This window comes from Corynebacterium sp. 32222D000AT, from assembly GCF_053546955.1.
In genome coordinates, this window is the sequence record NZ_JBPPVW010000003.1 from 92,120 (window position 1) to 115,419 (window position 23,300).

19 protein-coding genes and 2 pseudogenes are annotated in these 23,300 nt (G+C 66.3%); 5 read left to right on the forward strand and 16 right to left on the reverse strand.

What is annotated here, in order from left to right:
• Nucleotides 1-3: 3 nt before the first annotated feature.
• The 9 genes and pseudogenes from ACEE23_RS02595 to dacB form a co-directional block, all read right to left on the reverse strand.
• Nucleotides 4-474 carry a DUF3180 domain-containing protein gene (locus ACEE23_RS02595; RefSeq protein WP_368519884.1) on the reverse strand — a complete coding sequence of 157 codons (471 nt, stop codon included), beginning with the start codon at nucleotides 472-474 and terminating at the stop codon, nucleotides 4-6.
• On the reverse strand, nucleotides 475-942 hold the full coding sequence (folK, locus tag ACEE23_RS02600; RefSeq protein WP_368519885.1) for a 2-amino-4-hydroxy-6-hydroxymethyldihydropteridine diphosphokinase: 468 nt from the start codon (nucleotides 940-942) through the stop codon (nucleotides 475-477).
• Nucleotides 942-1,313 (reverse strand): dihydroneopterin aldolase, encoded by a 372-nt coding sequence (gene folB / locus ACEE23_RS02605; RefSeq protein ID WP_368519886.1) that lies wholly within the window; start codon nucleotides 1,311-1,313, stop codon nucleotides 942-944. Before folB ends, folK begins: the two co-directional genes overlap by 1 nt.
• Nucleotides 1,313-2,173, reverse strand: a complete 861-nt coding sequence (gene folP, locus ACEE23_RS02610; protein ID WP_368519887.1) for a dihydropteroate synthase — start codon at nucleotides 2,171-2,173, stop codon at nucleotides 1,313-1,315. The genes folB and folP overlap by 1 nt, the downstream gene beginning before the upstream one ends.
• A 5-nt stretch (nucleotides 2,174-2,178) precedes the next feature.
• A complete protein-coding gene (gene folE / locus ACEE23_RS02615; RefSeq protein WP_296203329.1) occupies nucleotides 2,179-2,751 on the reverse strand; it encodes a GTP cyclohydrolase I FolE in 573 nt (190 codons plus the stop codon).
• 73 nt (nucleotides 2,752-2,824) lie between these two features.
• Nucleotides 2,825-4,819: pseudogene (ftsH, locus tag ACEE23_RS02620) on the reverse strand (ATP-dependent zinc metalloprotease FtsH); the annotation flags it as partial.
• Between the two features lie 12 nt (nucleotides 4,820-4,831).
• A complete protein-coding gene (gene hpt / locus ACEE23_RS02625) occupies nucleotides 4,832-5,419 on the reverse strand; it encodes a hypoxanthine phosphoribosyltransferase (RefSeq protein ID WP_368520042.1) in 588 nt (195 codons plus the stop codon).
• A gap of 33 nt (nucleotides 5,420-5,452) precedes the next feature.
• Nucleotides 5,453-6,340 (reverse strand): annotated as a pseudogene (gene tilS, locus ACEE23_RS02630) (tRNA lysidine(34) synthetase TilS); the annotation flags it as partial.
• Nucleotides 6,341-6,342: 2 nt separating this feature from the next.
• Nucleotides 6,343-7,605 carry a D-alanyl-D-alanine carboxypeptidase/D-alanyl-D-alanine endopeptidase gene (gene dacB, locus ACEE23_RS02635; protein ID WP_368519888.1) on the reverse strand — a complete coding sequence of 421 codons (1,263 nt, stop codon included), beginning with the start codon at nucleotides 7,603-7,605 and terminating at the stop codon, nucleotides 6,343-6,345.
• Between the two features lie 85 nt (nucleotides 7,606-7,690).
• On the opposite strand from dacB, the gene ACEE23_RS02640 reads away from it, so the two are divergent.
• From ACEE23_RS02640 to ACEE23_RS02655, 4 genes are read left to right on the forward strand one after another with little or no spacing between them, the layout of a single operon-like run.
• Nucleotides 7,691-8,167, forward strand: a complete 477-nt coding sequence (locus tag ACEE23_RS02640) for an inorganic diphosphatase (RefSeq protein ID WP_368519889.1) — start codon at nucleotides 7,691-7,693, stop codon at nucleotides 8,165-8,167.
• Between the two features lie 10 nt (nucleotides 8,168-8,177).
• Complete coding sequence (locus tag ACEE23_RS02645; RefSeq protein WP_368519890.1) at nucleotides 8,178-8,468, forward strand: rhodanese-like domain-containing protein; 291 nt, start codon at nucleotides 8,178-8,180, stop codon at nucleotides 8,466-8,468.
• A 58-nt stretch (nucleotides 8,469-8,526) separates the two neighbouring features.
• On the forward strand, nucleotides 8,527-8,970 hold the full coding sequence (locus ACEE23_RS02650) for a MarR family winged helix-turn-helix transcriptional regulator (RefSeq protein ID WP_368519891.1): 444 nt from the start codon (nucleotides 8,527-8,529) through the stop codon (nucleotides 8,968-8,970).
• Complete coding sequence (locus ACEE23_RS02655) at nucleotides 8,971-12,813, forward strand: Pls/PosA family non-ribosomal peptide synthetase (RefSeq protein WP_448871786.1); 3,843 nt, start codon at nucleotides 8,971-8,973, stop codon at nucleotides 12,811-12,813.
• On the opposite strand, the gene ACEE23_RS02660 is transcribed toward ACEE23_RS02655, so the two are convergent.
• The 7 genes from ACEE23_RS02660 to ACEE23_RS02690 form a co-directional block, all read right to left on the reverse strand.
• Complete coding sequence (locus ACEE23_RS02660) at nucleotides 12,810-14,279, reverse strand: metallophosphoesterase (RefSeq protein ID WP_368519893.1); 1,470 nt, start codon at nucleotides 14,277-14,279, stop codon at nucleotides 12,810-12,812. The genes ACEE23_RS02655 and ACEE23_RS02660 overlap by 4 nt on opposite strands.
• A 202-nt stretch (nucleotides 14,280-14,481) precedes the next feature.
• Nucleotides 14,482-15,381, reverse strand: a complete 900-nt coding sequence (ppk2, locus tag ACEE23_RS02665) for a polyphosphate kinase 2 (protein ID WP_070768679.1) — start codon at nucleotides 15,379-15,381, stop codon at nucleotides 14,482-14,484.
• Nucleotides 15,382-15,513: 132 nt separating this feature from the next.
• Complete coding sequence (locus ACEE23_RS02670; protein WP_368519894.1) at nucleotides 15,514-15,663, reverse strand: hypothetical protein; 150 nt, start codon at nucleotides 15,661-15,663, stop codon at nucleotides 15,514-15,516.
• 91 nt (nucleotides 15,664-15,754) lie between these two features.
• Entirely contained in the window at nucleotides 15,755-15,967 is a 213-nt protein-coding gene (locus ACEE23_RS02675) for a hypothetical protein (RefSeq protein ID WP_368519895.1), read from the reverse strand.
• A 495-nt stretch (nucleotides 15,968-16,462) separates the two neighbouring features.
• A complete protein-coding gene (gene groL / locus ACEE23_RS02680; protein WP_368519896.1) occupies nucleotides 16,463-18,112 on the reverse strand; it encodes a chaperonin GroEL in 1,650 nt (549 codons plus the stop codon).
• Nucleotides 18,113-18,300: 188 nt separating this feature from the next.
• Nucleotides 18,301-19,539, reverse strand: a complete 1,239-nt coding sequence (locus ACEE23_RS02685; RefSeq protein ID WP_368521263.1) for a metallophosphoesterase family protein — start codon at nucleotides 19,537-19,539, stop codon at nucleotides 18,301-18,303.
• A 107-nt stretch (nucleotides 19,540-19,646) separates the two neighbouring features.
• The gene (locus ACEE23_RS02690; RefSeq protein ID WP_368519898.1) at nucleotides 19,647-21,605 is read right to left on the reverse strand and encodes an OPT family oligopeptide transporter; all 1,959 of its coding nucleotides are present in this window, start codon (nucleotides 21,603-21,605) and stop codon (nucleotides 19,647-19,649) included.
• A 185-nt stretch (nucleotides 21,606-21,790) separates the two neighbouring features.
• Here ACEE23_RS02690 and ACEE23_RS02695 point away from each other — a divergent pair, with 185 nt between their 5' ends.
• Nucleotides 21,791-23,152 carry a dipeptidase gene (locus ACEE23_RS02695; RefSeq protein ID WP_368519899.1) on the forward strand — a complete coding sequence of 454 codons (1,362 nt, stop codon included), beginning with the start codon at nucleotides 21,791-21,793 and terminating at the stop codon, nucleotides 23,150-23,152.
• The last annotated feature ends 148 nt before the right edge of the window (nucleotides 23,153-23,300 follow it).

The following is a 23,300-nucleotide window of genomic DNA, read 5'->3' on the forward strand; positions in this document are numbered from 1 at the left end:
GTACTACTCTAACGCGTCCGATCCAGTTTCGGGCGGAGGGACTTCGCAGTATCGTTCCAAAACCACGCCGGCGATGGCCATGGCCAGCCCTCCCAGGGCGGAGGCCAACACGCCGGTCAGATCGTCGGAGGCAGCAGCCAGGCGACCGGCGTTGGGGATGACGTAGCAGGCGATGCCCGCGTACGCGCCGCCGACGATGGTCCCGGTCCAGGCCGAGGCCTTCGCCACGAGCATGAACTGGGCGATGGTAAGCGGGTTCAGCTGGGTGCGGTCCAGGCCGATGCCGTCGTCGCTTTTGGCCTGCCGTACCTTCCAGGCCAGCCCTAAGCAGAGCACGGTCATGACCCACAAGGTGATGGACACCGTCACGGGGATGGACAGCATGGAGCCGTAGAAGCGAGCGGTGAGGATCGCGGCCGCGGCGGCCACGAAGAGCCCTACCCCGATGAGCGTTCCGATGGAGGTGCGTTTCACTTAGCGTTCCTTGATCTCAGCGACCTCGGCCGGTTCCAGCTTCGCGACCAGCTCGCGGACGGGCGCGCCGTTCAGGGTGGCACCCGGGTCGGCCGCCAGCCACGGGACTAAGACGAAGGCGCGCTCGTGGGCGTACGGGTGCGGCACGGTCAGCTCGGGATCGTCGCTGGTATAGCCGGCGATGTCGACAATGTCGACGTCCAGGGTGCGCGGGCCCCAGTGGCGGATGCGCTGGCGGTCGGCGGCCTGCTCTAGCTCCTGGCCGCGGCGCAGCAGCTCGATCGGGCTGTCCGCGACGTCGACGATGAGCACCGCGTTGAGAAATTCGTCCTGGTCGGTAACGCCCCACGGCGGGGTGGAATAGATGGGCGAGGCCGCCACCGTCTCCGCCGCGAATTCGTCGAAGACGGTCTGCAAGAGCTTTTCCCGGTCGTCCAGGTTGGAGCCGATGGATAGTACCGCGCGCATTAGCCCCTCCGGATCGTCTTCTTCGAGCGCCGGGCGACGACGGCGACGTCACCGAAGTTGCGCTCGATGGGCGCCTGCGGCTTATGCACGGTCACCTCGACGGCGAAGAGCTGCTCGTAGGATTGCATGGCGGCGTCGGCGATGCGGGAGGCGACGGTCTCGATGAGATCGTAGGGCTCGCCCTCGACGAACCCGGCGGCGAGATCCGCCAGTTCCGCGTAGTTGATGGTCTCGGCCAGGTCATCGTTCGGGCTGAAGCTTAACCAGCAGGTGATATCGACGAGGAACTTCTGCCCGTCCCGCTTTTCGTGGTCGAAGACCCCGTGGTAGCCGTAGCACTCGAGGCCGGTCAGCTCAATGCGGTCAGCCATTAGTTCCCCTGGTAGTCCGCGCCGAGCTTCCAGGCGGCGGCGACATCGACGGCGTCGCGGGAGACGGCCACCTCGTGCACGCGCACGCACCACGCGCCCAGCTGGGCGGACAGCGCGGTGACGGCGGCGGTGGCGGGGTCGGCTTCCTGCGGGCCGGCCGGCAGGTCGCGGTTTTTCCGGATGCCGGTCAGGAAACGCTTCCGGGAGGCGCCTACGAGCACCGGGTAAGGCCCGTCGATGAATTCGGGCAGGGCTTTCAGTAGTGCCCAGTTGTCCTGCGGGGTCTTGGCGAAGCCCAGGCCCGGGTCAATGCTGATGTTGTTTTCTTTCACGCCGGCCTGCAGCGCCTGCTCGACCAGGTCGTCCAAGACGTTGTGCACATCGCGCACGACGTCCCCGCCGTGGTCAGCCGCGCCCGCGGCGTCGCCGAAGCGGACGGTGCGCCAGTGCATTAGGCACACGGGCAGGTCAGTCTCCCCCATCACGCGGAACATGTCCGGATCGGCCAGGCCGCCGGAGACGTCGTTGAGCAGATCCACGCCAGCCTCGGCGGAGGCGGCCGCCACGCTGGCGCGCATGGTGTCCACGGAGGTAAGGATCCCGTCTTCGTGGAGGGCCTTGATCACCGGGGTGACGCGGTCGCGCTCAACCTCCGCGTCCACGCGGGTAGCCCCCGGGCGGGTGGACTCGCCGCCGACGTCGATGATGTCCGCGCCCTGGGCCACGAGCTCGTGGGCGTGCGCGATGGCGTCGTCGACGGCCAGCCACTTGCCACCGTCGGAAAAGGAATCCTCGGTTACGTTAACAATCCCCATGACCAGCGTGCGGTCGGTCGGGGCGGACAGATCTGCAATCGACATGGTTTCTAGCTCCGGATAAGGCTCATGACCTCAGCGCGTGAGGCCGCGTTGGTTTTGAACCCGCCGCGCACGGCGGAAGTCGTGGTGGTCGCGCCCGGCTTGCGGATGCCCCGCATGGCCATGCACAGGTGCTCGCACTCGATGACCACGATAACCGACTGCGCACCCAGGGTATCGGTCAGCGCGTCGGCGATTTGGGTGGTCAGGCGCTCCTGCACCTGGGGGCGCTTGGCGTACATATCCGCCAGGCGGGCCAGCTTGGACAGGCCGGTGACGTGCCCGTCCTTGCCGGGGATATAGCCGATGTGGGCCACGCCGTAGAAGGGCACCAGGTGGTGCTCGCAGGTGGAATAAATCGGGATATCGCGCACCAGGACCAGCTCTTCGTGGTTCTCGGCGAAGGTCTTGTGCAGTACCTCGGTGGGATCCACGTGCAGGCCGGCGAAGATCTCCGCATAGGAGCGGGCCACGCGGGCCGGGGTCTCTTGCAGGCCCTCGCGGTCCGGGTCTTCGCCCACGGCGAGGAGGAGTTCGCGGATAGCCGCCTCTGCGCGCGGTTGGTCGAAGGAATTAGTCATCGTCGCGGTCCTTGTCGTAGTCTCCGGCGTGTTCGCCGAAGTTGAATCCGTACTCGCCGGACAGGGTCTCGCCGGCCTCTCGGCGCTCGCGGGCCGCGCGGGAAGCATCCAGCAGCGTCATGCGCTTGGGCAGCTCCTCGCCGCGCTCCTTGGCGAGCTCGACCGGGGTCTTGACCGGCTCGCGGCCGGCCTGCTGCGGGAAGCGCACGTTTTCGCCCGGGAAGACGTCGTAAGACTCGCGCGGGACGATGTCGGTGAACAGGCGCTCTAGGTCCGGGCGGCGCAGCGTTTCCTTCTCCAGCAGCTCGGTGGCCAGGGCGTCGAGGTAGTCGCGGTGCTCGGCCAGGATCTCGTAGGCCTGCTGGTGGGCGCGATCGAGCAGGTAGTGCATCTGCTCGTCGATCTTGGCGGCAACCTGCTCGGAGTATTCGCTGGTGCCACCCGGGCGCCCGGCGAAGGGGTCTCCCTGTTCCTGGCCGTATTTCACGGTGCCCAGCTCCGGGGAGAAGCCGTATTCGGTGATCATGGCGCGCGCGATCTTGGTGGCCTGCTCGATATCGGCGGACGCGCCGGTGGTCGGGTGGCCGAAGACCAGCTCCTCGGCGGCGCGGCCGCCCATGGCGAAGACCAGGCGGGCAAACATCTCATCCCGGGTGTACATGCCCTTGTCGTCTTCCTGGGCGGTCATGGCGTGGCCGCCGGTGCGGCCGCGGGCCAGGATGGTGACCTTGTAGACGCGCTCGATGTCCTTGAGCGCCCACGCGGACAGGGTGTGCCCGCCCTCGTGGTAGGCGGTGACCTTCTTCTCCTGCTCGGAGATGATCTTGGACTGGCGGCGCGGGCCGCCCACCACGCGGTCGGTGGCCTCCTCGAGGGCGTCGGCGGTGATCACGTTGCCGCCGATGCGGGCGGTCAGCAGCGCGGCCTCGTTGAGCACGTTGGCCAGGTCGGCGCCGGACATGCCGGCGGTGCGCTTGGCCAGCTGGGTGACGTCCACGTCCTTGCCCAGCGGCTTGTTCTTGGAGTGCACGCGCAGGATCTGCTCGCGGCCGGCCAGGTCCGGGGCGGTGACCGGGATCTGGCGGTCGAAGCGGCCCGGGCGCAGCAGCGCCGGGTCCAGGATGTCCGGGCGGTTGGTCGCGGCGATGAGGATGACGCCCTCGCGGTCGCCGAAGCCGTCCATCTCCACCAGCAGCTGGTTCAGGGTCTGCTCGCGCTCGTCGTGGCCGCCGCCCATGCCGGAGCCGCGCTGGCGGCCGACGGCGTCGATCTCATCGACGAAGATGATGCACGGGCTGTGCTCCTTCGCCTGCTTGAACAGGTCGCGCACGCGGGACGCGCCCACGCCCACGAACATCTCCACGAAGTCCGAGCCGGAGATGGAATAGAAAGGCACGCCCGCCTCGCCGGCCACGGCGCGGGCCAGGAGGGTCTTACCGGTGCCGGGCGGGCCGTAGAGCAGCACGCCGCGCGGGATCTTCGCGCCGAGTTCGTGGTAGCGGGTCGGATCCTCCAGGAAGTCGCGGATCTCTTGGAGCTCGTCGACGGCCTCGTCCGCGCCGGCCACGTCCTCGAAGGTGTTGGTCGGCATGTCCTTGGTGAGCTCTTTGGCCTTGTTGCCGCCGATGCCGAACATTCCCCCGCCCTGCTGCATGCGGGACATGAAGAAGAACAGGAGGCCGAACAGCAGGAGCATCGGCAGCAAGAAGCTGAGCATGGAGCCCAGGAAGGATTCCTGGGTCACGTTGGTCTCGTACTTCTCGGCGTCGGTGTCCTTGACCGCGTTGAAGATCTGCTCGCTGGCCCGGGCCGGGTACTGCGCGACGATTTGCTCGACGCCCTCGCGGTCCTCGACCGTGATGGGCTTTTTCAGCTCCAGGCGCAGCCGCTGTTCGCGGTCGTCGATCTGGGCTTCCTTCACGTTGCCGTCCTGCAACTGCTGGATGGCCACCGACGTGTCCGCCGGCTCGTAGCCGCGGGTGTCGTCGGTCAGGAAGGTAAAGGCGTACAGGGCGATGAGCAGGATCGCCGCAATGCCGCCGTAGCGGAGGATTTTCTGGTTTTTCATCAAGGAATAAGTCTAGTTGTTGCTGTAGACACTGGGGTGCAGGGTGCCCACGAACGGCAGGTCGCGGTAGCGCTCGGCGAAGTCGAGGCCGTAGCCGACCACGAACTCGTTCGGGATGTCGAAGCCGACGTCGAACAGGTCCAGCTTGGCCTTGACGACCTCCGGCTTGCGCAGCAGGGAGACCACCTGCAGGGACTTCGGGTTGCGGTTTTGCAGGTTGCCGATGAGCCAGGACAGGGTCAGGCCGGAGTCGATGATGTCTTCGACGATGAGCACGTCGCGATCCGCGATGTCCCGGTCCAGGTCCTTGAGGATGCGCACCACGCCAGAGGAGGAGGTGGAGTTGCCGTAGGAAGAAACAGCCATGAATTCCAGCTGGGCCGGGATGGACAGCGCCCGGGAGAAGTCCGTCAGGAAATAGGCCGCGCCCTTGAGCACGCAGACCAGCAGCAGCTCGTCCTCGGCGTCGCGGTAGTGTACGGAGACCTTGTCGGCCATTTCCTGGACGCGACGGGCGATGTTGTCTTCGGAGAGGAGGACCGCTTCCACATCGGAGCCGTACCGCTTATCCGGCACGGAGTAGTCCTTGGCCTCGTGCAGAGTCATGGTGGGGTGACCTTTCTTCTTCGCTTCTACCAGTGACAGTTTGCCACCTTGGCGCACCACTTCCAAGCTCTGCACCGCCACCGGACCCTGGCCGCGCCAGTCGGTGCACAGCTTGTCGATACCCCGGATGGCCGCCCGGCTCACCGGCACGCCGTGTGCGTTCAGCCAGCCGGCTATCGCCCGGCGCCGCTGCGGCTCGGCCAGCGCGGCCAGCTCCGCGCAGTCGTCGGTTAAGCGATCCGGGCTCAGCAGCGCGTCGTCGGCGGCGGCGTCCGCGGCCGCCTGGGCCAGCGCCGGGGTGGGATCTCCGCCGATGATGTCGCGCAGCAACGGCAGGACCTGGGTGCGGATGGCCACGCGGCGGAAGCGGGCATCGGCGTTCTGCGGATCCTGCCAGGGGGTATAGCCCAGCTCCCGGCAGGCGCCCTCGGTGTCGGCGCGGCGCACGCCCAACAGCGGACGCCAGACGTTGTTTTCCACCTTTCGCATTCCCGTCACCTTGCCACGCAGGGCCCCCAGCAGCAGGGTTTCCGCCTGGTCGTCGGCGGTGTGGGCGACCAGGACGGGCCGTTGGGCGCCCAGCGCCTGATACCGCGCGAGCCGCGCGGCGGCCTCGGTGGGCTCGGCAACCTCGACGGAGATGACCTTCCCGGCCACGCCCAACTGGCGGGCGGCCTCCACCGCGCGTTCGGAGACTTCCCGCGAGCCGGATTGCAGGCCGTGGTCGACGGAGACGGCGGTGATTTTGTTCTTGTGCTCTCCGTACTCGGCCGCCAGGGCGGCGGTGAGGGCGAATGAATCGGCCCCGCCGGACAGCCCGACGGTCACAGGGGGATAGCCCTCCACGAAGGGCCGCACCGCGGTGCGGCAGGCCAGAAAGTGCGGGGATTTCCGCGGCCAGAAGGGCTCGGTCATGGCTAGTACTGGGCCAGGATGCTGGTCAGCGCGTCCTGGTTGGCGCGGGCCGAGAGCAGCTCGCCGTCGTTGGTCAGCAGGGCGAAAGCGTAGATGCGGCCGGACTGGCCCTGGGCGGTGCCGGCCAGGGCGGCGGTGCCCGTGAGCGTGCCGGTCTTGGCGCGCACGTAGCCCTTGCCGGCGCGGTCGCCGTAGCGCTCGTAGAGGGTGCCCTCCCCGCCGGCGACCGGCAGGTAGGTCAGCAGCGGGCGCAGGCTATCGTCCTCGGCAGCGCGCTCGACCAGGTGGGCCAGCAGCTGGGCGGACAGGCGGTTATCCGGCGACAGCCCGGAATTGTCCTCCAGGTGCGCCCCGCTCAGGTCGTAGCCGGCTTCGCGCAGGACCTCGAAGGTGGCCTCGACCGCGCCGGTGAAGCTGGCCGGCTTGCCCTGGTGGAGGGCGAGCTCGCGGGCGATCGCCTCGGCGGCGACGTTGTCGGAGTGCTTGACCATCTGCTCGGCGCGCAGCGACAGCGGCTCGGATTCGATGGTGGCGGCGACCTGCGCGCCTTCTGGGGCGCTGCCTTCGCCGGCCTCCGCCCCGAGGCGATCGGCCAGCTGCTGGGCGACGTCGTGGGCGGGCTGGTGGCTGCGCGGGACGTCGCCCTCGGTGGTACCCAGGCGCCCGCCGTAGAGCATGGACGGCTGCATGGGGGCGACGTAGCCTTCGTCCACGTTGGCCGAGTCCCAACCGGCGGCCTGCTCGGGGCCGGACCAGACGGAGTTGTCGATCAGCACGCGGGAGGCGCTGCCGATTTCCTCGGCCGCGCGGTCCAGCTGCTCGTGAGTGATCCACACGTCGCCGGCGGATTTAATGATGACGTCGTCGCCGGCGCGGACGATATCGGTGCGCAGCCGCTCGTTTTCATCCAGGGCCAGGGTGGCCGCCGCCGTGGTCAGCACCTTGGTAGTCGAGGCGGGCACGAGGGCTTTGCCCGCGTCCTTTTCCCACAGCACCGCGCCATCGGTGGTGTCGATGATTTGGGCGCCGTAATTGCCCAGGTCTTCCTTGTCCAGCGCCTCGATTTCGCCGACCAGCGCGGCCGCGTCAATATCCTCCGGGGTGGCCGGGGTGAGCGCGTCGTCGGGGGCGGAGACGGCAAACGCCTCGCCGTGGTCCAAGTCGCTGTAGGCCTGCTGCACCGTGATGCCTACCGCCGCAGTCGTGCCTACCGCGGCGGCGGTGACCACCGCAGCGAGGGTCCACCACACATGTTTTGCCTTCATCGCCTAATACCCTACCCCGGGCGCACGCTAGGATGTTCACTAGAATCAATACCGGCAATTTGCATTTCTTTCATGGAGGTACAACGTGAGCGTTGAAGTAACCATCGAGATCCCGAAGGGCTCCCGCAACAAGTACGAGGTGGACCACGAGACTGGGAAGATCTACCTGGATCGCTACCTGTTCACTCCGATGGCCTACCCGGCGGACTACGGCTTCATCGACCACACCCTGGGCGAGGACGGCGATCCGCTCGACGCTCTGGTCCTGCTGCCGGAGCCGGTCTTCCCGGGCGTCATCGTGGAAGCCCGCATCGTCGGCGTGTTCAAGATGACCGACGAGGCCGGCGGGGACGACAAGCTGCTGACCGTGGTCGATGACCCGCGCTGGGAGCGCTACCAGGACATCGACGACGTCGAGCAGCACATCAAGGACGAGATCGAGCACTTCTTCACCCGCTACAAGGACCTGGAGCCGAACAAGGAGGTCACCGGTTCCGGCTGGGGCAACAAGGAAGAGGCGGAGAAGATCCACGCCGCCGCTATCGAGCGCTACCAGGGTTAGTCCTTAAACTATGCGCAACGTTAACCCGACCGAGGTCCCCGCGGGCGCCCAGCTCATCGACGTGCGGGAGGACAGCGAGTGGGCCACCGAGCACGCCGCTGGCGCCACCCACATCCCGATGGGCGGCATCATCGACCGCGTGGGCGAGCTGGATAGCGATAAGACCGTCTACGTCATCTGCCATTCCGGTGGGCGCAGCCTGCAAGTGGCCGCCTACCTGGAGCAGAACTTTGGTCTCGACACGGCGAACGTCGTCGGCGGGACCGATAACTGGAAGGCCAGCGGTTGCGAAATGGCCTAAATAGTTGGCTGACGCCAATCATTTAGGTTTTCGACCTTAGGGGCGCTACTATGATGGAATGACCTCAATACCCACCGAATTGCTAGAATCCCCGTCCTTCCAGTTGGAGCGCCTCCGCCGCCGCACCCGCGACGGCGTGGAGGCCGCCTTGTCCACCAAGCAGACCACCCTGCGCGAGTACTGGGTGCTGACCTGCTTGGTGGATTCTTCTGCCACCTCCCAGTCCTCCCTGTCCGAGCTTTTGGCTATCGATGCCTCGGATATGGTCCGCCTGCTCGACTCGCTGGAAAAGCGCGGCTGGGCCAAGCGCGAGCGCGACCCGCAGGACCGCCGCCGCCAGATCGTGGCCTCCACCAAGAAGGGTGCGAAGGCCCAGAAGGAACTGGCCCAGCTGGTCGACTCCGCCGAGGAAGAGGCCTTGGACTCTTCCACCAACAAGCAGCTCAAGCACCTGCGCAAGCTGGCCAAGTCGATCATTGCCGCGGACGAGGAAGAAGCGTAAATGGTCCCGCAGCACTACCTAGCCAGTGCCCTAGCCCCGCGCCCGCGGACTCTCTGGGACGTGCTGTGCACCACCGCTGAACTCTTCCCGGAAGCAGCGGCCATCGACGACGGCGAGGTGATGACCTACGCCGAACTCATCGACAGCGCCCGCGCCTGGGCGGCCGAGCTGGCCTCCCAGGGCATCCGCCGCGGCGACCGCATTGGCATCCGCATGACCTCGGGCCACCGAGAGCTCTACCTGGCCATCGCGTCCACCCTGGCGGTGGGCGCGGCCTACGTGCCGGTGGACGCGGACGACCCGGACGAGCGCGCCGAGATGGTCTTCGGCGAGGCCGACATCGACGGCCTGTTCACCGACGCCGGCTTCCGCCCGTTGCGCCGGGGCGAGCCCGTCCCGCTGGAGGAGCCGCAGCCGGAGGATAACGCCTGGATCATCTTCACTTCCGGCTCGACCGGCAAGCCCAAGGGCGTGGCGGTAAGCAACCGCTCTGCGGCGGCCTTCGTTGATGCGGAAGCCGCGCTCTTTTTGATCGACAACCCGCTCGGCCCGGACGACCGCGTGCTGGCGGGCCTGTCCGTGGCCTTCGACGCCTCCTGCGAGGAGATGTGGCTGGCCTGGGGCCACGGCGCCTGCCTGGTGCCGGCTCCGCGCTCGCTGGTGCGCTCCGGTATGGATCTGGGCCCCTGGCTCATCCGCCGCGACATCACCGTCGTCTCCACCGTCCCGACCCTGGCCGGCCTCTGGCCGGCAGAAGCGCTGGACCACGTGCGCCTGCTCATCGTGGGCGGCGAGGCCTGCTCGCAGGAGCTGGTCGAGCGCTTGGCGACCGCGGACCGCGAGATGTGGAATACCTACGGGCCCACCGAGGCCACCGTGGTTGCCTGCGCCGCGCAGCTTCGGCCCAGCGAGTCCGTCTCCATCGGCCTGCCGCTCAACGGCTGGGACCTGGCCGTCATCGACGGCTCCGGTAACCCGGTGGCTTACGGCGAGGTCGGCGAGCTGGTCATCGGCGGCGTGGGCCTGGCGACCTACCTGGATCCGGTCAAGGACGCGGAGAAATACGCGCCGCTGGATTCCCTGGGTTGGCAGCGCGCCTACCGCACCGGCGACCACGTGCGGCTGGAGGAAGACGGCCTCTACTTCGTGGGCCGCGTGGACGACCAGGTCAAGATCGGCGGCCGCCGCATCGAGCTCGGCGAGGTCGAGGCGAACGTCGCCGCCCTGGACAACGTCTACAACTCCGCCGTCGCCGTGCAGAAGACCCCCGGCGGCGAGTCCGTGCTGGTGGGCTACGTGAGCCTGGAAGATCCGGACCGCGGCTTCGACGAGCGCCAGGCGCACGAGCGACTAGCCGAGACCATGCCGGCGGCCCTGGTCCCGCGCATCTGCGTGATGGACAAGCTGCCGGTGCGCACCTCCGGCAAGGTGGACAAGAAGGCCCTGCCCTGGCCGCTGCCCGGCGTGGGCGTGGACAGCGCGGGCCTGACCGCCACCGAGGCCTGGCTGGCCCAGCTGTGGGTCGACGTGCTGGGGGTGTCCGTCGATAACGAGAACGCGGACTTTTTCTCCCTGGGCGGGACCTCCCTGGCGGCCGCGACCTTGGTCGGCCGGATCCGCGAGCGCTACCCCACCGTGGCCGTGCGTGATCTCTACGATCACCCGCGGCTGGGTTCGCTGGCCGAGCACCTCGCCGGCGCCGAGCCGCGCCCGGAAACCCACGAGCCGCGCTCGGTGGCCCCGGTGGGTACTGCGACCCGCGTGGCCCAGACCCTGACCAACGTCGTCGCCATGACGCTGTCCGGCATGACCTGGCTCGCCTGGCTCCTGCTGGGCTCGAACCTGGCAGCGGCGGCCGGCGTCGATTTCGCCGTGCACACCAACTGGTGGCTGGTGGCCGTCCTGCTGGTCGTCTTCGCGACCCCGTTGGGGCGCATCCCCATCGGCGCTTTGGGCGCCCGCGCGCTCACGGCCGGGATTTCCCCCGGCGACTACCCGCGCGGCGGTTCGGTGCACCTGCGTATCTGGGCCGCCGAGCGCTGGGCGGACGCCTCGGGCTCCCGCGGTATCGCGGGCGCGACCTGGGTCAACAACTACGCCCGCCTGCTGGGAGTGAAAATCGGCAAATCCGTGGACCTGCACACCCTGCCGCCCGTGACCGGGCTGCTGACGGTGGGCAAGCACGCGGCCATCGAGCCGGGCGTGGACCTGTCCGGCTACTGGGTGGACGGGGACATCATCCACGTCGGTGCCATCGACATCAAGGAGGGCGCTCGCATCGGCGCGCGCTCGACCCTGCTGCCCGGCGCGGTCATCGGCGCTTACGCCCACGTGGAGACCGGCTCCACCGTGACCGGGGCCAAGAAGGTCAAGGCGGAGCAGCGCTGGTCCGGATCCCCGGCGCGCAAGGTCGGCCGCTCCAAGCACCGCTTCCCCGATCACCCGCCGGCCCGGCGCTCCGCCTGGGTGCCGATCTACGGGCTGACCTCGGTGGTGCTGTCACTGCTGCCGATTTGCGCCCTGGCCGCCGGCGCCGCACTGGTGGTCTGGCTGGTAAACGGCCCCGGCAACCCCGCGGTCGGCGCCATGCTTTTCGCCCCGCTAGGCGGGCTGGCGGCCTTCGCGGTCTACCTGGCGCTGACCTGGGCGGGCGTGCGGCTGTTCTCGCTGGGTCTCAAGCCCGGCACGAACCCGGTGCGCTCCGCGGCCGGCTGGCGCACGTGGACCATCACCCGCCTGATGGACGACGCCCGCACCCACCTCTTCCCGCTTTATGCGGGCCAGCTGACCCCGGCCTGGCTGCGTAGCCTGGGCGCTCAGATCGGTTCCGACGTAGAAGTCTCCACCGCCGTGATGGTGCCCAAGTTCGCGGAGGTCAAGGACGGTGCCTTCCTGGCCGACGACACCCTGCTGGGCGGCTACGAGCTCGGCGGCGGCTGGATGCTCACCGGCGTGTCCAAGGTGGGCAAGCGCTCCTTCCTGGGCAACTCCGGCGTGACCGGCCCGGGCCGCAAGCTGTCCAAGAACTCCTTGGTGGCCGTGCTCTCCTCGACGCCGAAGAAGTCCAAGGCCGGCGCCAACTGGTGGGGCTCCCCGCCGGAGCGCATGCGGCGGGTGGAGGCCCACGTGGAAGGCAGCAGCGGCGAGTCCCGCACCTACCGCCCGGGCACGGGCGTGAAGGTCGCCCGCGGGCTGGTGGAGACCCTCCGCCTGCTCGCCCCGATGGCCTCGGCCATGCTTGCCGCCGGCGTCCTGGCCACCCTGCTGTGGCTGCTCAAGACGGCCAACCTGGGCGTGGCGATCGCGCTGTGCGGCCTCGTCCTCATAGCGGCCGGCGCCGTCGCGGTGGCGATCGCCTGGGTGGCGAAGTGGGTCTGCGTGGGCAAACACCGCGCCGCGGATCACCCGCTGTGGTCGGCGTTCGTCTGGCTCAACGAGCTCCAGGACACCTTCGTCGAGGTCGTCGCCGCGCCGTGGTTTTTCAACCACACCACCGGCGCGGGCGAAATCAACCTGGCGCTGCGTTCGCTGGGCGTCAAGATCGGCCGCGGCGCCTGGATTGAGACCTACTGGTTCCCGGAGACGGACCTGTGCGTGGTCGGCCGCGGCGCGTCCGTGGGACCAGGCACGGTGGTCCAGACCCACCTTTTCCAGGACCGCGTGATGAGCCTGGATACCGTTACCGTCTCCGACGGGGCCACCCTGGCCGCCCACTCGGTGGCCCTTCCGGCCGCCACCATCGGCGCCGGCGCGACCGTCGCGCCCGGCTCCCTGGTCATGCGCGGCGATGCCGTGCCGAGCGACTCGGCCTGGCAGGGCAACCCAATCGAGCCGGTCGCCTAGCGCGGGAAGTCCTGGAATTTCAGCATCTTCTCGGCCTTGAAATCCCAGGCTTCCACGCGCACCCGGTCCGGGTAGACCTTCACCCGCAGGCCGGACGATGCCTCCTCCTTGTCCTTCACGATTTCCTCGTCGTGGTCGCCGTCGGGCAGGTATTCGTTGAGGATCGCCCCGGTGTTGACCACCGGGAAGGCGGCGTCTTTGTAACGGTAGGTGCCCCACCAATTGTTCTGGCGCAGCGAGGAGTGCGAGTGGCTGGTAAAGGCCACGATATTCGGGTGCCGGGCGAGCACCTCGCTGAGCGCCTCCAGATCCTCGAAGTCGTTTTGGTACCACGCCGAGTGCGACATCGACACCGTCTGCGGCAGCAGCGGGTGGGTAAACACCAGCGGGGTCACTCCCCGGCCTTCCCAGTAGGCCAGGCGGGACTCCAGCCAGTCCAGCTGTTCCTCCGAAAGACGCTGGAAGGGCTCCTTGCCGCCGCGGTCGATATCGGAGTAGTACTCCGTGTTGATAGAAATCAGCGGCACCCCGCCGGCCGTGACCTCCGCCCAGGGCTTGTCCTGCCCGGAATGCTCCAGGAAGCGCTGGAGATAAGTCTCGGAACCTTCCGGCCCGTACATCTCGTGGTTGCCGATGGTCCACAGTTCCGTGCCGGAATCATGCGGCTGCGCCCGGTGCGCGGCGAGGAAGTCGTCCCACTGCGCCTTCGAGCCGTCATCGACCAGGTCCCCGTTGATCACCAGCGCGTCCGCCTTGTCCTCCATGCCGTTGAGCTGGCGCACCGCGTCCTGGTAGTCCTCCGGGTCACCCTGCACGTCGGAGAGCACATCCACGACCGCCTGCGGCGTGCCCACCTCACCAAGCGGGCGCGTGACTTCCACGTTGTCCAGCGCCCACCACCAGTCATCGTTGCCGTTGCGGTAGACGAATTCCACCCGCATGGTCTGGGCCCCCGCCGGCACGTCGAGCTCCAGGCTCTCGTGCTTGGAGAAGACGTCCTCGGAAAAGACCGCGACCTCGCGCGCCTCGCCGCCGTCAAAGGCCACGCGCACCGTCGCCGACTGCTCCGGGGAGCCCTGCCGGTAGTGGTGGTCGAATTCCAGGTTGACGGTCTCTCCGTCCACCGGGATCTCCGGGCTGCGCAGCGCCGTGGTCATGGAATCAGTCTCGTTGAGGCGCTGCTGCTTGTTATCCACGATGGCCACGTTGCCGTGCGCCTGCGTGAACCAGTGCCGCATGTCCGTGCCGGCCGCCCAGGTCCAATCGCGGATGGTGGACAGCGCCCACCCGTTCCAGCGCGCCTCCCCGGAGCTGACCCCGGACGTAGACACCGACCAGCCCTCCGGCACGTTGTGCGTGAACTTCGCGGGATTAGGAACCGCGTCAAAGCCCTCCGACCACAGGACCCGGTCGCCGGAGTCAGCATCAGAGTCAGAAACAGAAGAAGAACTAGACGACGAGCTCAACGAAGAACCCGACGATAACGAGGATAAAGAGGATAGAGATGAAGTAGAAGACAAAGACGACTGTGCGTGCGCGACCGGAACAGAAAGGGCCGCGGTGCACAGTAGGCTTACGAAAAAACGGGAAGAGTTATTCACCCCAATAACTCTTCCCTACCCCCATCACCGCAGGGTAACGACGAGATTAACCCTTAGGAAACTTCTGTTAGTCACCGATCTGGTCGCGGCCGCGCTTGACGATGTTCTCGTCCACCTCGCCGACGACGGAGTGGTCCTTGTTCGTGTACTCGAACTTGGACAGCACGTAGCGCATGGCGTTGATGCGGGCGCGCTTCTTGTCATTCGACTTGATGGTGATCCACGGGGACTCGTCCGTATCCGTGTAGCGGAACTGCTCTTCCTTGGCGCGGGTGTAGTCATCCCACTTATCCAGGGAGGCCAGGTCCATCGGCGAGAGCTTCCACTGGCGCACCGGGTCGATCTGGCGGATGGCGAAGCGGGTGCGCTGCTCCTTCCGGGTCACGGAGAACCACAGCTTGGTCAGGGAGATGCCGGAGCCCAGGATCATGTTTTCCAGCATGGGCACCTCGCGGAGGAACTCCGCGTGCTGCGACTCGGTACAAAAGCCCATGACGCGCTCGACGCCGGAGCGGTTGTACCAGGAACGGTCGAAGAAGACGATTTCCCCGCCGGCCGGGAAGTGCTGGATATAGCGCTGGAAGTACCAGGAGGTCGACTCCCGCGGGGACGGCTTCTCCAAAGCCACCGTGCGCGCACCACGCGGGTTGAGGTGCTCGTTGAAGCGCTTAATGGTGCCGCCCTTGCCCGCGGCGTCGCGGCCCTCGAAGAGGATAATGTGGCGCTGGCCCGTCTCCTTGGTCCAGTTCTGCCACTTCAGCAGCTCGATCTGGAGCGCGCGCTTGGTGGACTCGTATTCGTCGCGGGTCATGCGCTCGTCATAAGGGTAGTTTTCCCGCCAGGTCTGGACCGGCGAGCCATCCGGCATGATCAGCGCCGGGTCGTCCTCGTCAGAGTCGTCGACGACGTAGCCGTCGGTCTGCGCCAAATCAATCTCGGGAAGTTCGTCGTCTTTGTGTTCAGCCATGTATTAAGTGTAACCTGCCTACCCCATTCTGGCGCGCCGATCTAGACATCTACTTTGCACAAAAGATCAAAAAAGACCCCGTCCGAAGACGGGGTCTCATGCCGACTGCGTCAAGCATTCAGAGCGAAGCTCTTAGGCGAACATGCCGACGAGCTTGGACAGGCCCTTGGCGAAGTCGACCAGCGGCTCCATCCACTCGGTGACGCGGAACAGGTCGGCAGCGAAAGCGGAAGAGCCCTCAGCGAAAGTCTGGAAACCCTCGTTCTCGAAAGTGTGCTCCATGATTTTTTCTCCTTAGTGAGTCGAAACAGATTGTGGGTGGGCATTCAGCCCGTGGTTAGTGGCCGTCTGTGCCACTAACCGATGGAATTACTTAGGCAGCAGCCTCGGCAGCCTTCTCGTTAGCGTCGATCAGGGCGTCGGTCTTCGGGAAGAAGTCAGAGCTGCCCAGGTTCTCGCGGCCCAGGAAGTTGACCAGGCGGGCCAGGCCGTCGAAGATTCCTTCAACGTTGCCGAACAGCTTGCCCCAGCCTTCCCAGGTGTCAACGAAGTTGTCGATGTGAGTCTGGATGAGAGAGAGATCCATATTGAACTCCTAATCTAGTTCCGACTTACGCCGGAGAGGGTTTGCGGTTTTGCAGACACCCTACGGGCGTCACACGAAGTAATTTTGCCACAATATTTTCGGACGTCAACCGGAGCGTGTCTTCATAATTTATTCAACACCAAAAACTCACGTCACACTCGACACTCGATACACAGGCGGTTCAGGTGTGTCACCCCCGCTTTTCCTGCGGTTTTGCCGCAAAATTCCGGATATTTTGTTATTTAGACTTAGCCACGTAACGGACATTTGTTTCGTCGCGATAAACTCGACCGACTTTCAAAGGTGCTAGTGTCAGAATCCCTTAGGTTTCTACCCCAATTTGGGGGCGGGTTCGGGCTCTCGCTTCGAGCTTTTCTGCAGGCTACACCTTAAGTCTGAACAACTCTTAAACGGGCGCTGCGAAGCCCTTAGATGCGCGGAAGGCCGCCTCCCTCATAGGGAGGCGGCCTTAGCGGTTTAGGGTTGCTGGTCGGCTTAGAAGCCGCCCATGCCACCCATGGCATCGGCAGCAGCAGCTGCGTCGCCAGCACCGGCCGGCTGCGGCTTGTCAGCCACGACGGCCTCGGTGGTCAGGAACAGGGCGGCAATGGAGGCCGCGTTCTGCAGGGCGGAACGGGTGACCTTCACCGGGTCGTTGATGCCCTTCTCCATCAGGTTGACGTACTCGCCGGTGGAGGCGTCCAGGCCCTCACCAGCCGGCAGGGAAGCAACCTTGTCGGCCACCACACCCGGCTCCAGGCCGGCGTTGTGGGCGATCTGCTTCAGCGGAGCGGACAGGGCCTCGCGGACGATCTTGACGCCGGTGGCCTCGTCGCCGGTCAGGTCGGACAGGCTGTCCAGGGCGGAAGCGGCCTGCAGCAGGGCCACGCCGCCGCCGGCGACGATGCCCTCCTCGACGGCTGCCTTAGCGTTGCGGACAGCGTCCTCGATGCGGTGCTTGCGCTCCTTGAGCTCGACCTCGGTGGCCGCACCGACCTTCAGGACGGCCACGCCGCCGGACAGCTTGGCCAGGCGCTCCTGCAGCTTCTCGCGGTCGTAGTCGGAGTCGGAGTTCTCGATCTCGGCACGGATCTGCTTGATGCGGCCGTCGATCTGCTCCTGGGCGCCGGCGCCCTGCACGATGGTGGTGTCGTCCTTGGTGACAACCACCTTGCGGGCCTGGCCCAGCAGCGGCAGGTCGGCGGTCTCCAGGGACAGGCCGACCTCTTCAGAGATGACCTGGCCGCCGGTCAGGATAGCCATGTCCTGCAGGGTGGCCTTGCGGCGGTCGCCGAAGCCCGGGGCCTTGACGGCGACGGACTTGAAGGTCCCGCGAATCTTGTTGACCACCAGGGTGGACAGGGCCTCACCCTCGACGTCCTCAGCGATGATCAGCAGCGGCTTGCCGGACTGCATGACCTTCTCCAGCAGCGGGACCAGGTCCTTAATGTTGGAGATCTTGGAGGAGACCAGCAGGATGTACGGATCCTCCAGGACGGCCTCCTGGCGCTCCATGTCGGTGGCGAAGTAGCCGGAGATGTAGCCCTTGTCGAAGCGCATACCTTCGGTGACCTCCAGGTCCACGCCGAAGGTGTTGGACTCTTCCACGGTAATGACGGAGTCCTTGTTCACCTGGCCGTTGCCCACGGTGTACATGGCCTCGGCGATCTTCTCGCCGATAGCCGGGTCTGCAGCGGAGATGCCAGCGGTGGTAGCGATCTGCTCCTGGGTCTCGACCTCCTTGGCCGAGGACAGCAGGGAGTCGACGACGGCCTTGGTGGCGGACTCAATGCCGCGCTTGATGCCCATCGGGTTGGAGCCAGCAGCGACGTTGCGCAGGCCCTCGCGAACCAGGGCCTGAGCCAGGACGGTAGCGGTGGTGGTGCCGTCGCCGGCCACATCGTCAGTCTTCTTCGCTACTTCCTTGACCAGCTCGGCACCGATCTTTTCGTAAGCATCTTCGAGCTCAATCTCGCGTGCGATGGAAACGCCATCGTTGGTAATGGTCGGAGCGCCCCAGGATTTCTCCAACACAACGTTGCGGCCCTTCGGGCCCAGGGTGACCTTGACGGCGTCGGCCAGGGTATTCAGGCCGCTTTCCAGGCCGCGGCGGGCCTCTTCATCGAAGGCGATAATCTTTGCCATGGTGTTTGTGCTCCTCGTTTATTAGATAGGACGACACTCACGTCAGTGCTTGCATGGACGCCCGCGACGGCATGATTGGCGAGTGTTAGACCAACCTCAACCATGCAAACCAAGATTTCTAGCACTCGCCTTCTGCAAGTGCTAAAGACCATTCTGGCACTCGGGACCCCCGAGTGCAAGGACGCCACCTACCACGAGCTGCCCGAGCTCAGGCTGCTCGAGTTTGAGCGGCTCGAGCCTTCATCCGGTTTCGCCTCGTCTACCGTGCTGAGGTAGTCCGGCAGAGCCTTCGGCGCATCCAGGGGTTGCTTAGCCGGGGCCATGTCCAGGCCCAAGTCCTTGGCGAAGATGACGCGGGTGGATTCGTAGACCTCCGGGGCGTCCAGGTTCAGCTCGAAGACCCGCGCGCCGCGCAGGGTGTGCATGGCCAGCGTGCCGTCCCGCAGGCCGTAGGGGCCGAAGCCGGTGCCCGGCGCGTAGCCGAGCTCCACGCCGAAGTAGTTGCCCTTATACGTATTGATGTGGTCGTGGCCGCAGTAGATGCCCTTGACGTCCCCGCGGTTGGCCACCGCGGCGTAGATGCCGGAGTTGAACGCGCCCTTGTAGACGTCCTCGTTCTTCTCCCCGACAATCTGGTGGCGCTGCTTGGCCTTCCCATGGTCGATCAGGGAATTCTTGTCCGGGCCGCCGAACCACATATCGCGGTGCTCGTAGGTGGGGATGTGGAAATACATCAAACCGGGGACCACGGCGCCCGCCTGGGCCTCCAGCTTCCGGGAGTTGTCCTCGTACCAACGGATCTGGGCCGGGCGGAGATAGTCGTAGCCCGGCAGATCCTCCACCGACTGGCCGGCGACTTCCTCCCCCAGGTACGCGCCCGAGTCCAGCAGCCAGAGCGCAAACGCCGGTATCTCCCCGTCCAGGATGGGAATCAGCGTATTCGAAACACCGTAGCCCTCCCCCGTGGCCGGCGCGTTGTGGTTATGGCGGTACTGCCTGACAAAGCGGGTCATCTCCGGCTTCCGCACGGTCACCGCCGCGGCTTCCTCGGCTGGGTCCTCGTCATGGTTGCCGAAGGTCACCGCCCACGCGATGCCGCGCTCTTCCATGGGCAAGACCACGTTGTTGATGGCCTGGTAGACCTGCTCGTTAGTGGTCGGCCCGGCCGCGATGACGTCACCGTTGATCAGGGCGAAATCGGGTTTCTCGGAAACCAGGACCTTCTCCATGAACTCGATGGTCCGGCGGTCGGTGAGGTGGTCGTCCTGCGTGTCGTTGAACTGGATGACCTTAAAGCGGCGCTCGGCGTTGAAGCGCAGGGCATGCGGCGCTGGGGCCGCGACGGCGGCCGGCTGGTGGGCCGCGGCGGCGGCCATCCCCAGCGCGCCGGTGGCGGCAAAAAGTGTACGGCGGTTAAAAGGGCTCACGGGTTTTTCTCCTCTTATATACGAATGCAAAAGCAGAGCCTACGCAGTGGAGATAACCCGTGAGTTAATACTGCGTAAACTCTGCTTATAATTCCGCCAGCGTGCCTTTAGGCCTCCTGCGACTTCTTCGCGGTGTAGCGGTAGACAAAGGCGAGCACGACCACGAAGAGGATGGCGCCGACCCAGTTGGCGGCGGGGCCGCCGTCGAAGATCTCCAGCGGGCTGTCGCCGCCGGAGGCGGCGATGATGGCCGCGTTGACCACGCCGAACAGGGACTCACCGACGATGAGGCCGGTGGCGGCCAGGGTGCCCAGCCGCTTCTTGGCCTCCGCGCCGTTTTGCTTGGCGGCCCAGCGGTTGTAGAAATAGCCCAGCAGCGCGCCGATCGGGATGGTTACCGAGAGCGTGGCCGGCAGGTACATACCCATGCCGGCGGCCAGCGGCGACAGGGACTTGTTCGCGGTGGTGCGCTGCAGGGTCTCGTCGATAGCGATCAGGATGGCGCCGATGCCGGCCCCTAGGAAGATGAGGTTCCAGTCCAGGGAGCTGTCGAAAATTCCGGAGGCGACCGAGGACATCAGGGCGGCCTGCGGGGCGGCCAGCGCGTCTTCGCCGGCGCCTTCCATGCCCTGGAAGCCGAAGCCGGTCAGCATGACCTGCAGGATGGGCGGGATGACCAGCGAACCGAAGACGACACCGATGACCAGCGCGACCTGCTGCTTCCACGGGGTGGCGCCGACCAGCTGGCCGGTCTTCAGATCCTGCAGGTTATCGTTGGAAATCGTGGCGATGCCGAAGACGATCGCGGCGGTAAACAGGGTATACGCCACCAGGGAGAGCGGATCCGCGCTGGTGCCCCGGGTCACGGCGGCGATGATCAGGGAGGCCGCCAGCACCGCGATGATGCCGATGGACGAGATGGGCGAGTTCGACGCGCCGATGAGGCCGGCCATGTAACCGCAGACCGAGGCGATGATCAGGCCGGCCAGCAGCGTAAAGAGAACGGAGACGGTGATCAGCACGCCCATGTGCTCGTGGATGTCGGTGCCCTGCACGAAGTCCCACAGCAGCAGGCCGATGGGCAGCATCAGCACCACGATGGTGGTGGCCACGTATGGGAAGGGGATATCGCGCTCGGTGACGTCGACTGCCTGGCCCGCCTTGCGCAGGCGGGAGGAGGCGAGGCTTTCGCCGATGCCCTTGACGATGGGCCCGATGATCTTCAGCAGCGTCCAGATGGCGGCGATCGCCATCGCGCCGACGCCGATGAAGCGGATCTCGTCCGAGAAGACGGTGTCCACCACGTCCGGCAGGCTGGCCACGGCCGCAACGTCCCCGGTCTTCCAGGGCAGCAGGATGAAATAGGAGATGCCGACGCCGACCAGCATGGCGATACCCACGGGCAAGCCCACTAGGTGGCCGACGCCGATAAGCGCCGGCGAGAGGCTCATGCCCAGGGTGGTCGCGCCCGCTCCCAGCTTGAAATAGCTACCCAGCGAGGAGGCGGCGGCCTTCATTGCCGCCAGCAGGCTCATCCCCGCGGAGACGAGGCCGCCGACCAGGATGACGCGCAGGCCGCGGGCGTTTTCGGCATGGTTGCCGTTGTCGTCGCCGACCTTGAGCACCTCAGCCGCGGCGACGCCCTCCGGGTACGGCAGGTCGGACCCGGTGACCAGGGCGCGGCGCAGCGGGATCGAGTACATGACGCCCAGGATGCCGCCGATGGCGCAGACCGCGGCGGTCTCCAGGAAGGAAAAACCAGTCCAGTAGCCGACCATGACCAGGCCGGGCAGCACGAAGATGATGGCCGACAGGGTGCCGGCCGCCGAGGCGATGGTCTGGACGATGTTGTTTTCTTTAATGTTGTGCCCGGCGAATTTGCGCAGGATAGCCATGGAAATCACGGCGGCCGGGATGGAGGTGGCAAACGTCAGCCCCACCTTCAGGCCGAGGTAAACGTTGGCGGCAGTAAAGACTAGGGTGATCAGCCCGCCGATGATGATGCCGCGGAGGGTAAGCTCGCGCAGGCTCGCCTGTGAACCGGCGGCGGTTTCCGTTGTCGCCATGCCAGGTCCTTTCTAGCTAGTATGGAGGTTTTTCGCCCGCGCCCGTGGGTTCTGCGGTTAGAAGCTGACAGGGTCAGTTCCTTAAGCAGGCAGTTTCCCGGTTGCGAGATAACGAAATTCTAGTACTTGACAGGTCGATTCCCTAAACGAGCCTCCCAGTAGGCGGGACGGGTAGTTTAGAGGGCATGACCGAAAACATTTCCGCACAGCAAGCATTCGAATTCGTCACCGGCGACCGCGAGCAGATCTTTAAGCAGCTTTCCGAGCTGGTCGGCTTCAACTCCGTCCACGGGGATCCGGAGCTTAAAGACCAGACCGAGAAGGCCGCCGCGTGGGCTGCCAACGCCCTGCGCGAGCTGGGCGCCGAGGTGGAAGAGATTTCCGCGGTGGACGGCTCCACCGCCGTGGTCGGCACCCGCGCCGGCAAGGAGGGCGCGCCGACGGTGCTGCTCTACTCCCACTCCGACGTCGTGCCGGCCGGCGACCCCGCCGGCTGGGATTCCGATCCCTTCACCCTGACCGAGCGCGACGGCCGCTGGTACGGCCGCGGCGCCGCCGACTGCAAGGGCAACGTCGCCATGCACCTGGCGGCCCTGCGCGCCGTCGAGGCCCTGGGCGGGACCGACCTGAACCTGAAGTTCCTCATCGAGGGCTCCGAGGAGCAGGGCGGCGAGGGCCTGTCCCACCTCATCGAGACCCGCCCGGAGCTTTTTGCCGCCGACGCGATCATGATCGCCGACGCCGGCAACGTGAAGGTCGGCCAGCCGACGCTGACGACTTCCCTGCGCGGCGGCGGCCAGATCGTGGTCCGCGTGGACACGCTGTCCTCCCCGGTGCACTCCGGCCAGTTCGGCGGCGCCGCCCCAGACGCGGTCAAGGCCCTGATGCGCGCCATCGACTCGCTCAGCGACGAGCAGGGCCGCCTGGTCATCGACGGCGTCGACACCCGCGCCAAGTGGGAGGGCCGGGAGTACTCCCGCGAGGACTACCGCGCGGACGCGCAGCTGCTGGACGGCGTGGACATCCTGGGTGACGAGACCGACGCCGTGGCCGACTTCCTCTGGGCCCGCCCGGCCGTGAGCGTGACCGGCTTTACCTCCACCCCGGTCGCCGAGGCCGTCAACGCCGTGCCGGCGACCGCGCAGGCCAACCTGAACGTGCGCGTGCCGGCCGATATGGACCCGCGCGAGGTCATCGACGGCATCGTCAGCCACCTTAAGGCCCACACCCCGTGGGGCGCGCATATCAGCTGCGAGGTCCCGGAGGTCAACCGCGGGTTTACCACCGATCCGACCAAGCCAGCCCTGGCCACCCTGGGCGAGTGCCTGGGGGCCGCCTACGGCGCGGAAGTCGCGCAGGTCGGCATGGGCGGTTCCATCCCGCTGACCGTGGAGCTGCAGGAGGCCCACCCGAACGCGGAGATCGCGCTGTACGGCGTCGAGGATCCGCAGGCGGCCATCCACTCCGCTAACGAGTCCGTGGACCCGACGGAGATTGAGCGCATCGCCACCGCCGAGGCGCTGTTCCTGCTGCGCTACGGCAAATAAACCCCCGCTGGCACCGCCAACTGACCCCATATAATACTGAGTGGAAAAATTTAGGTTTAAAATCCAGCACTTTAACGGTAAAGTGGGGAAACGTTGGCCGCGCCATTCATGACGCCGCCTCAACGCTGGACGCTCCCGCCTGGTGGTG

Bases quoted from the DNA above. Each gene is read 5' to 3' on its own strand.
- folK (WP_368519885.1), bottom strand. From the start codon at position 942: ATGCGCGCGGTACTATCCATCGGCTCCAACCTGGACGACCGGGAAAAG.
- folB (WP_368519886.1), bottom strand. From the start codon at position 1,313: ATGGCTGACCGCATTGAGCTGACCGGCCTCGAGTGCTACGGCTACCAC.
- folP (WP_368519887.1), bottom strand. From the start codon at position 2,173: ATGTCGATTGCAGATCTGTCCGCCCCGACCGACCGCACGCTGGTCATG.
- folE (WP_296203329.1), bottom strand. From the start codon at position 2,751: ATGACTAATTCCTTCGACCAACCGCGCGCAGAGGCGGCTATCCGCGAA.
- dacB (WP_368519888.1), bottom strand. From the start codon at position 7,605: ATGAAGGCAAAACATGTGTGGTGGACCCTCGCTGCGGTGGTCACCGCC.
- ACEE23_RS02645 (WP_368519890.1), top strand. From the start codon at position 8,178: ATGCGCAACGTTAACCCGACCGAGGTCCCCGCGGGCGCCCAGCTCATC.
- ACEE23_RS02650 (WP_368519891.1), top strand. From the start codon at position 8,527: ATGACCTCAATACCCACCGAATTGCTAGAATCCCCGTCCTTCCAGTTG.
- ACEE23_RS02655 (WP_448871786.1), top strand. From the start codon at position 8,971: ATGGTCCCGCAGCACTACCTAGCCAGTGCCCTAGCCCCGCGCCCGCGG.
- ppk2 (WP_070768679.1), bottom strand. From the start codon at position 15,381: ATGGCTGAACACAAAGACGACGAACTTCCCGAGATTGATTTGGCGCAG.
- ACEE23_RS02670 (WP_368519894.1), bottom strand. From the start codon at position 15,663: ATGGAGCACACTTTCGAGAACGAGGGTTTCCAGACTTTCGCTGAGGGC.
- ACEE23_RS02675 (WP_368519895.1), bottom strand. From the start codon at position 15,967: ATGGATCTCTCTCTCATCCAGACTCACATCGACAACTTCGTTGACACC.
- groL (WP_368519896.1), bottom strand. From the start codon at position 18,112: ATGGCAAAGATTATCGCCTTCGATGAAGAGGCCCGCCGCGGCCTGGAA.
- ACEE23_RS02690 (WP_368519898.1), bottom strand. From the start codon at position 21,605: ATGGCGACAACGGAAACCGCCGCCGGTTCACAGGCGAGCCTGCGCGAG.
- ACEE23_RS02695 (WP_368519899.1), top strand. From the start codon at position 21,791: ATGACCGAAAACATTTCCGCACAGCAAGCATTCGAATTCGTCACCGGC.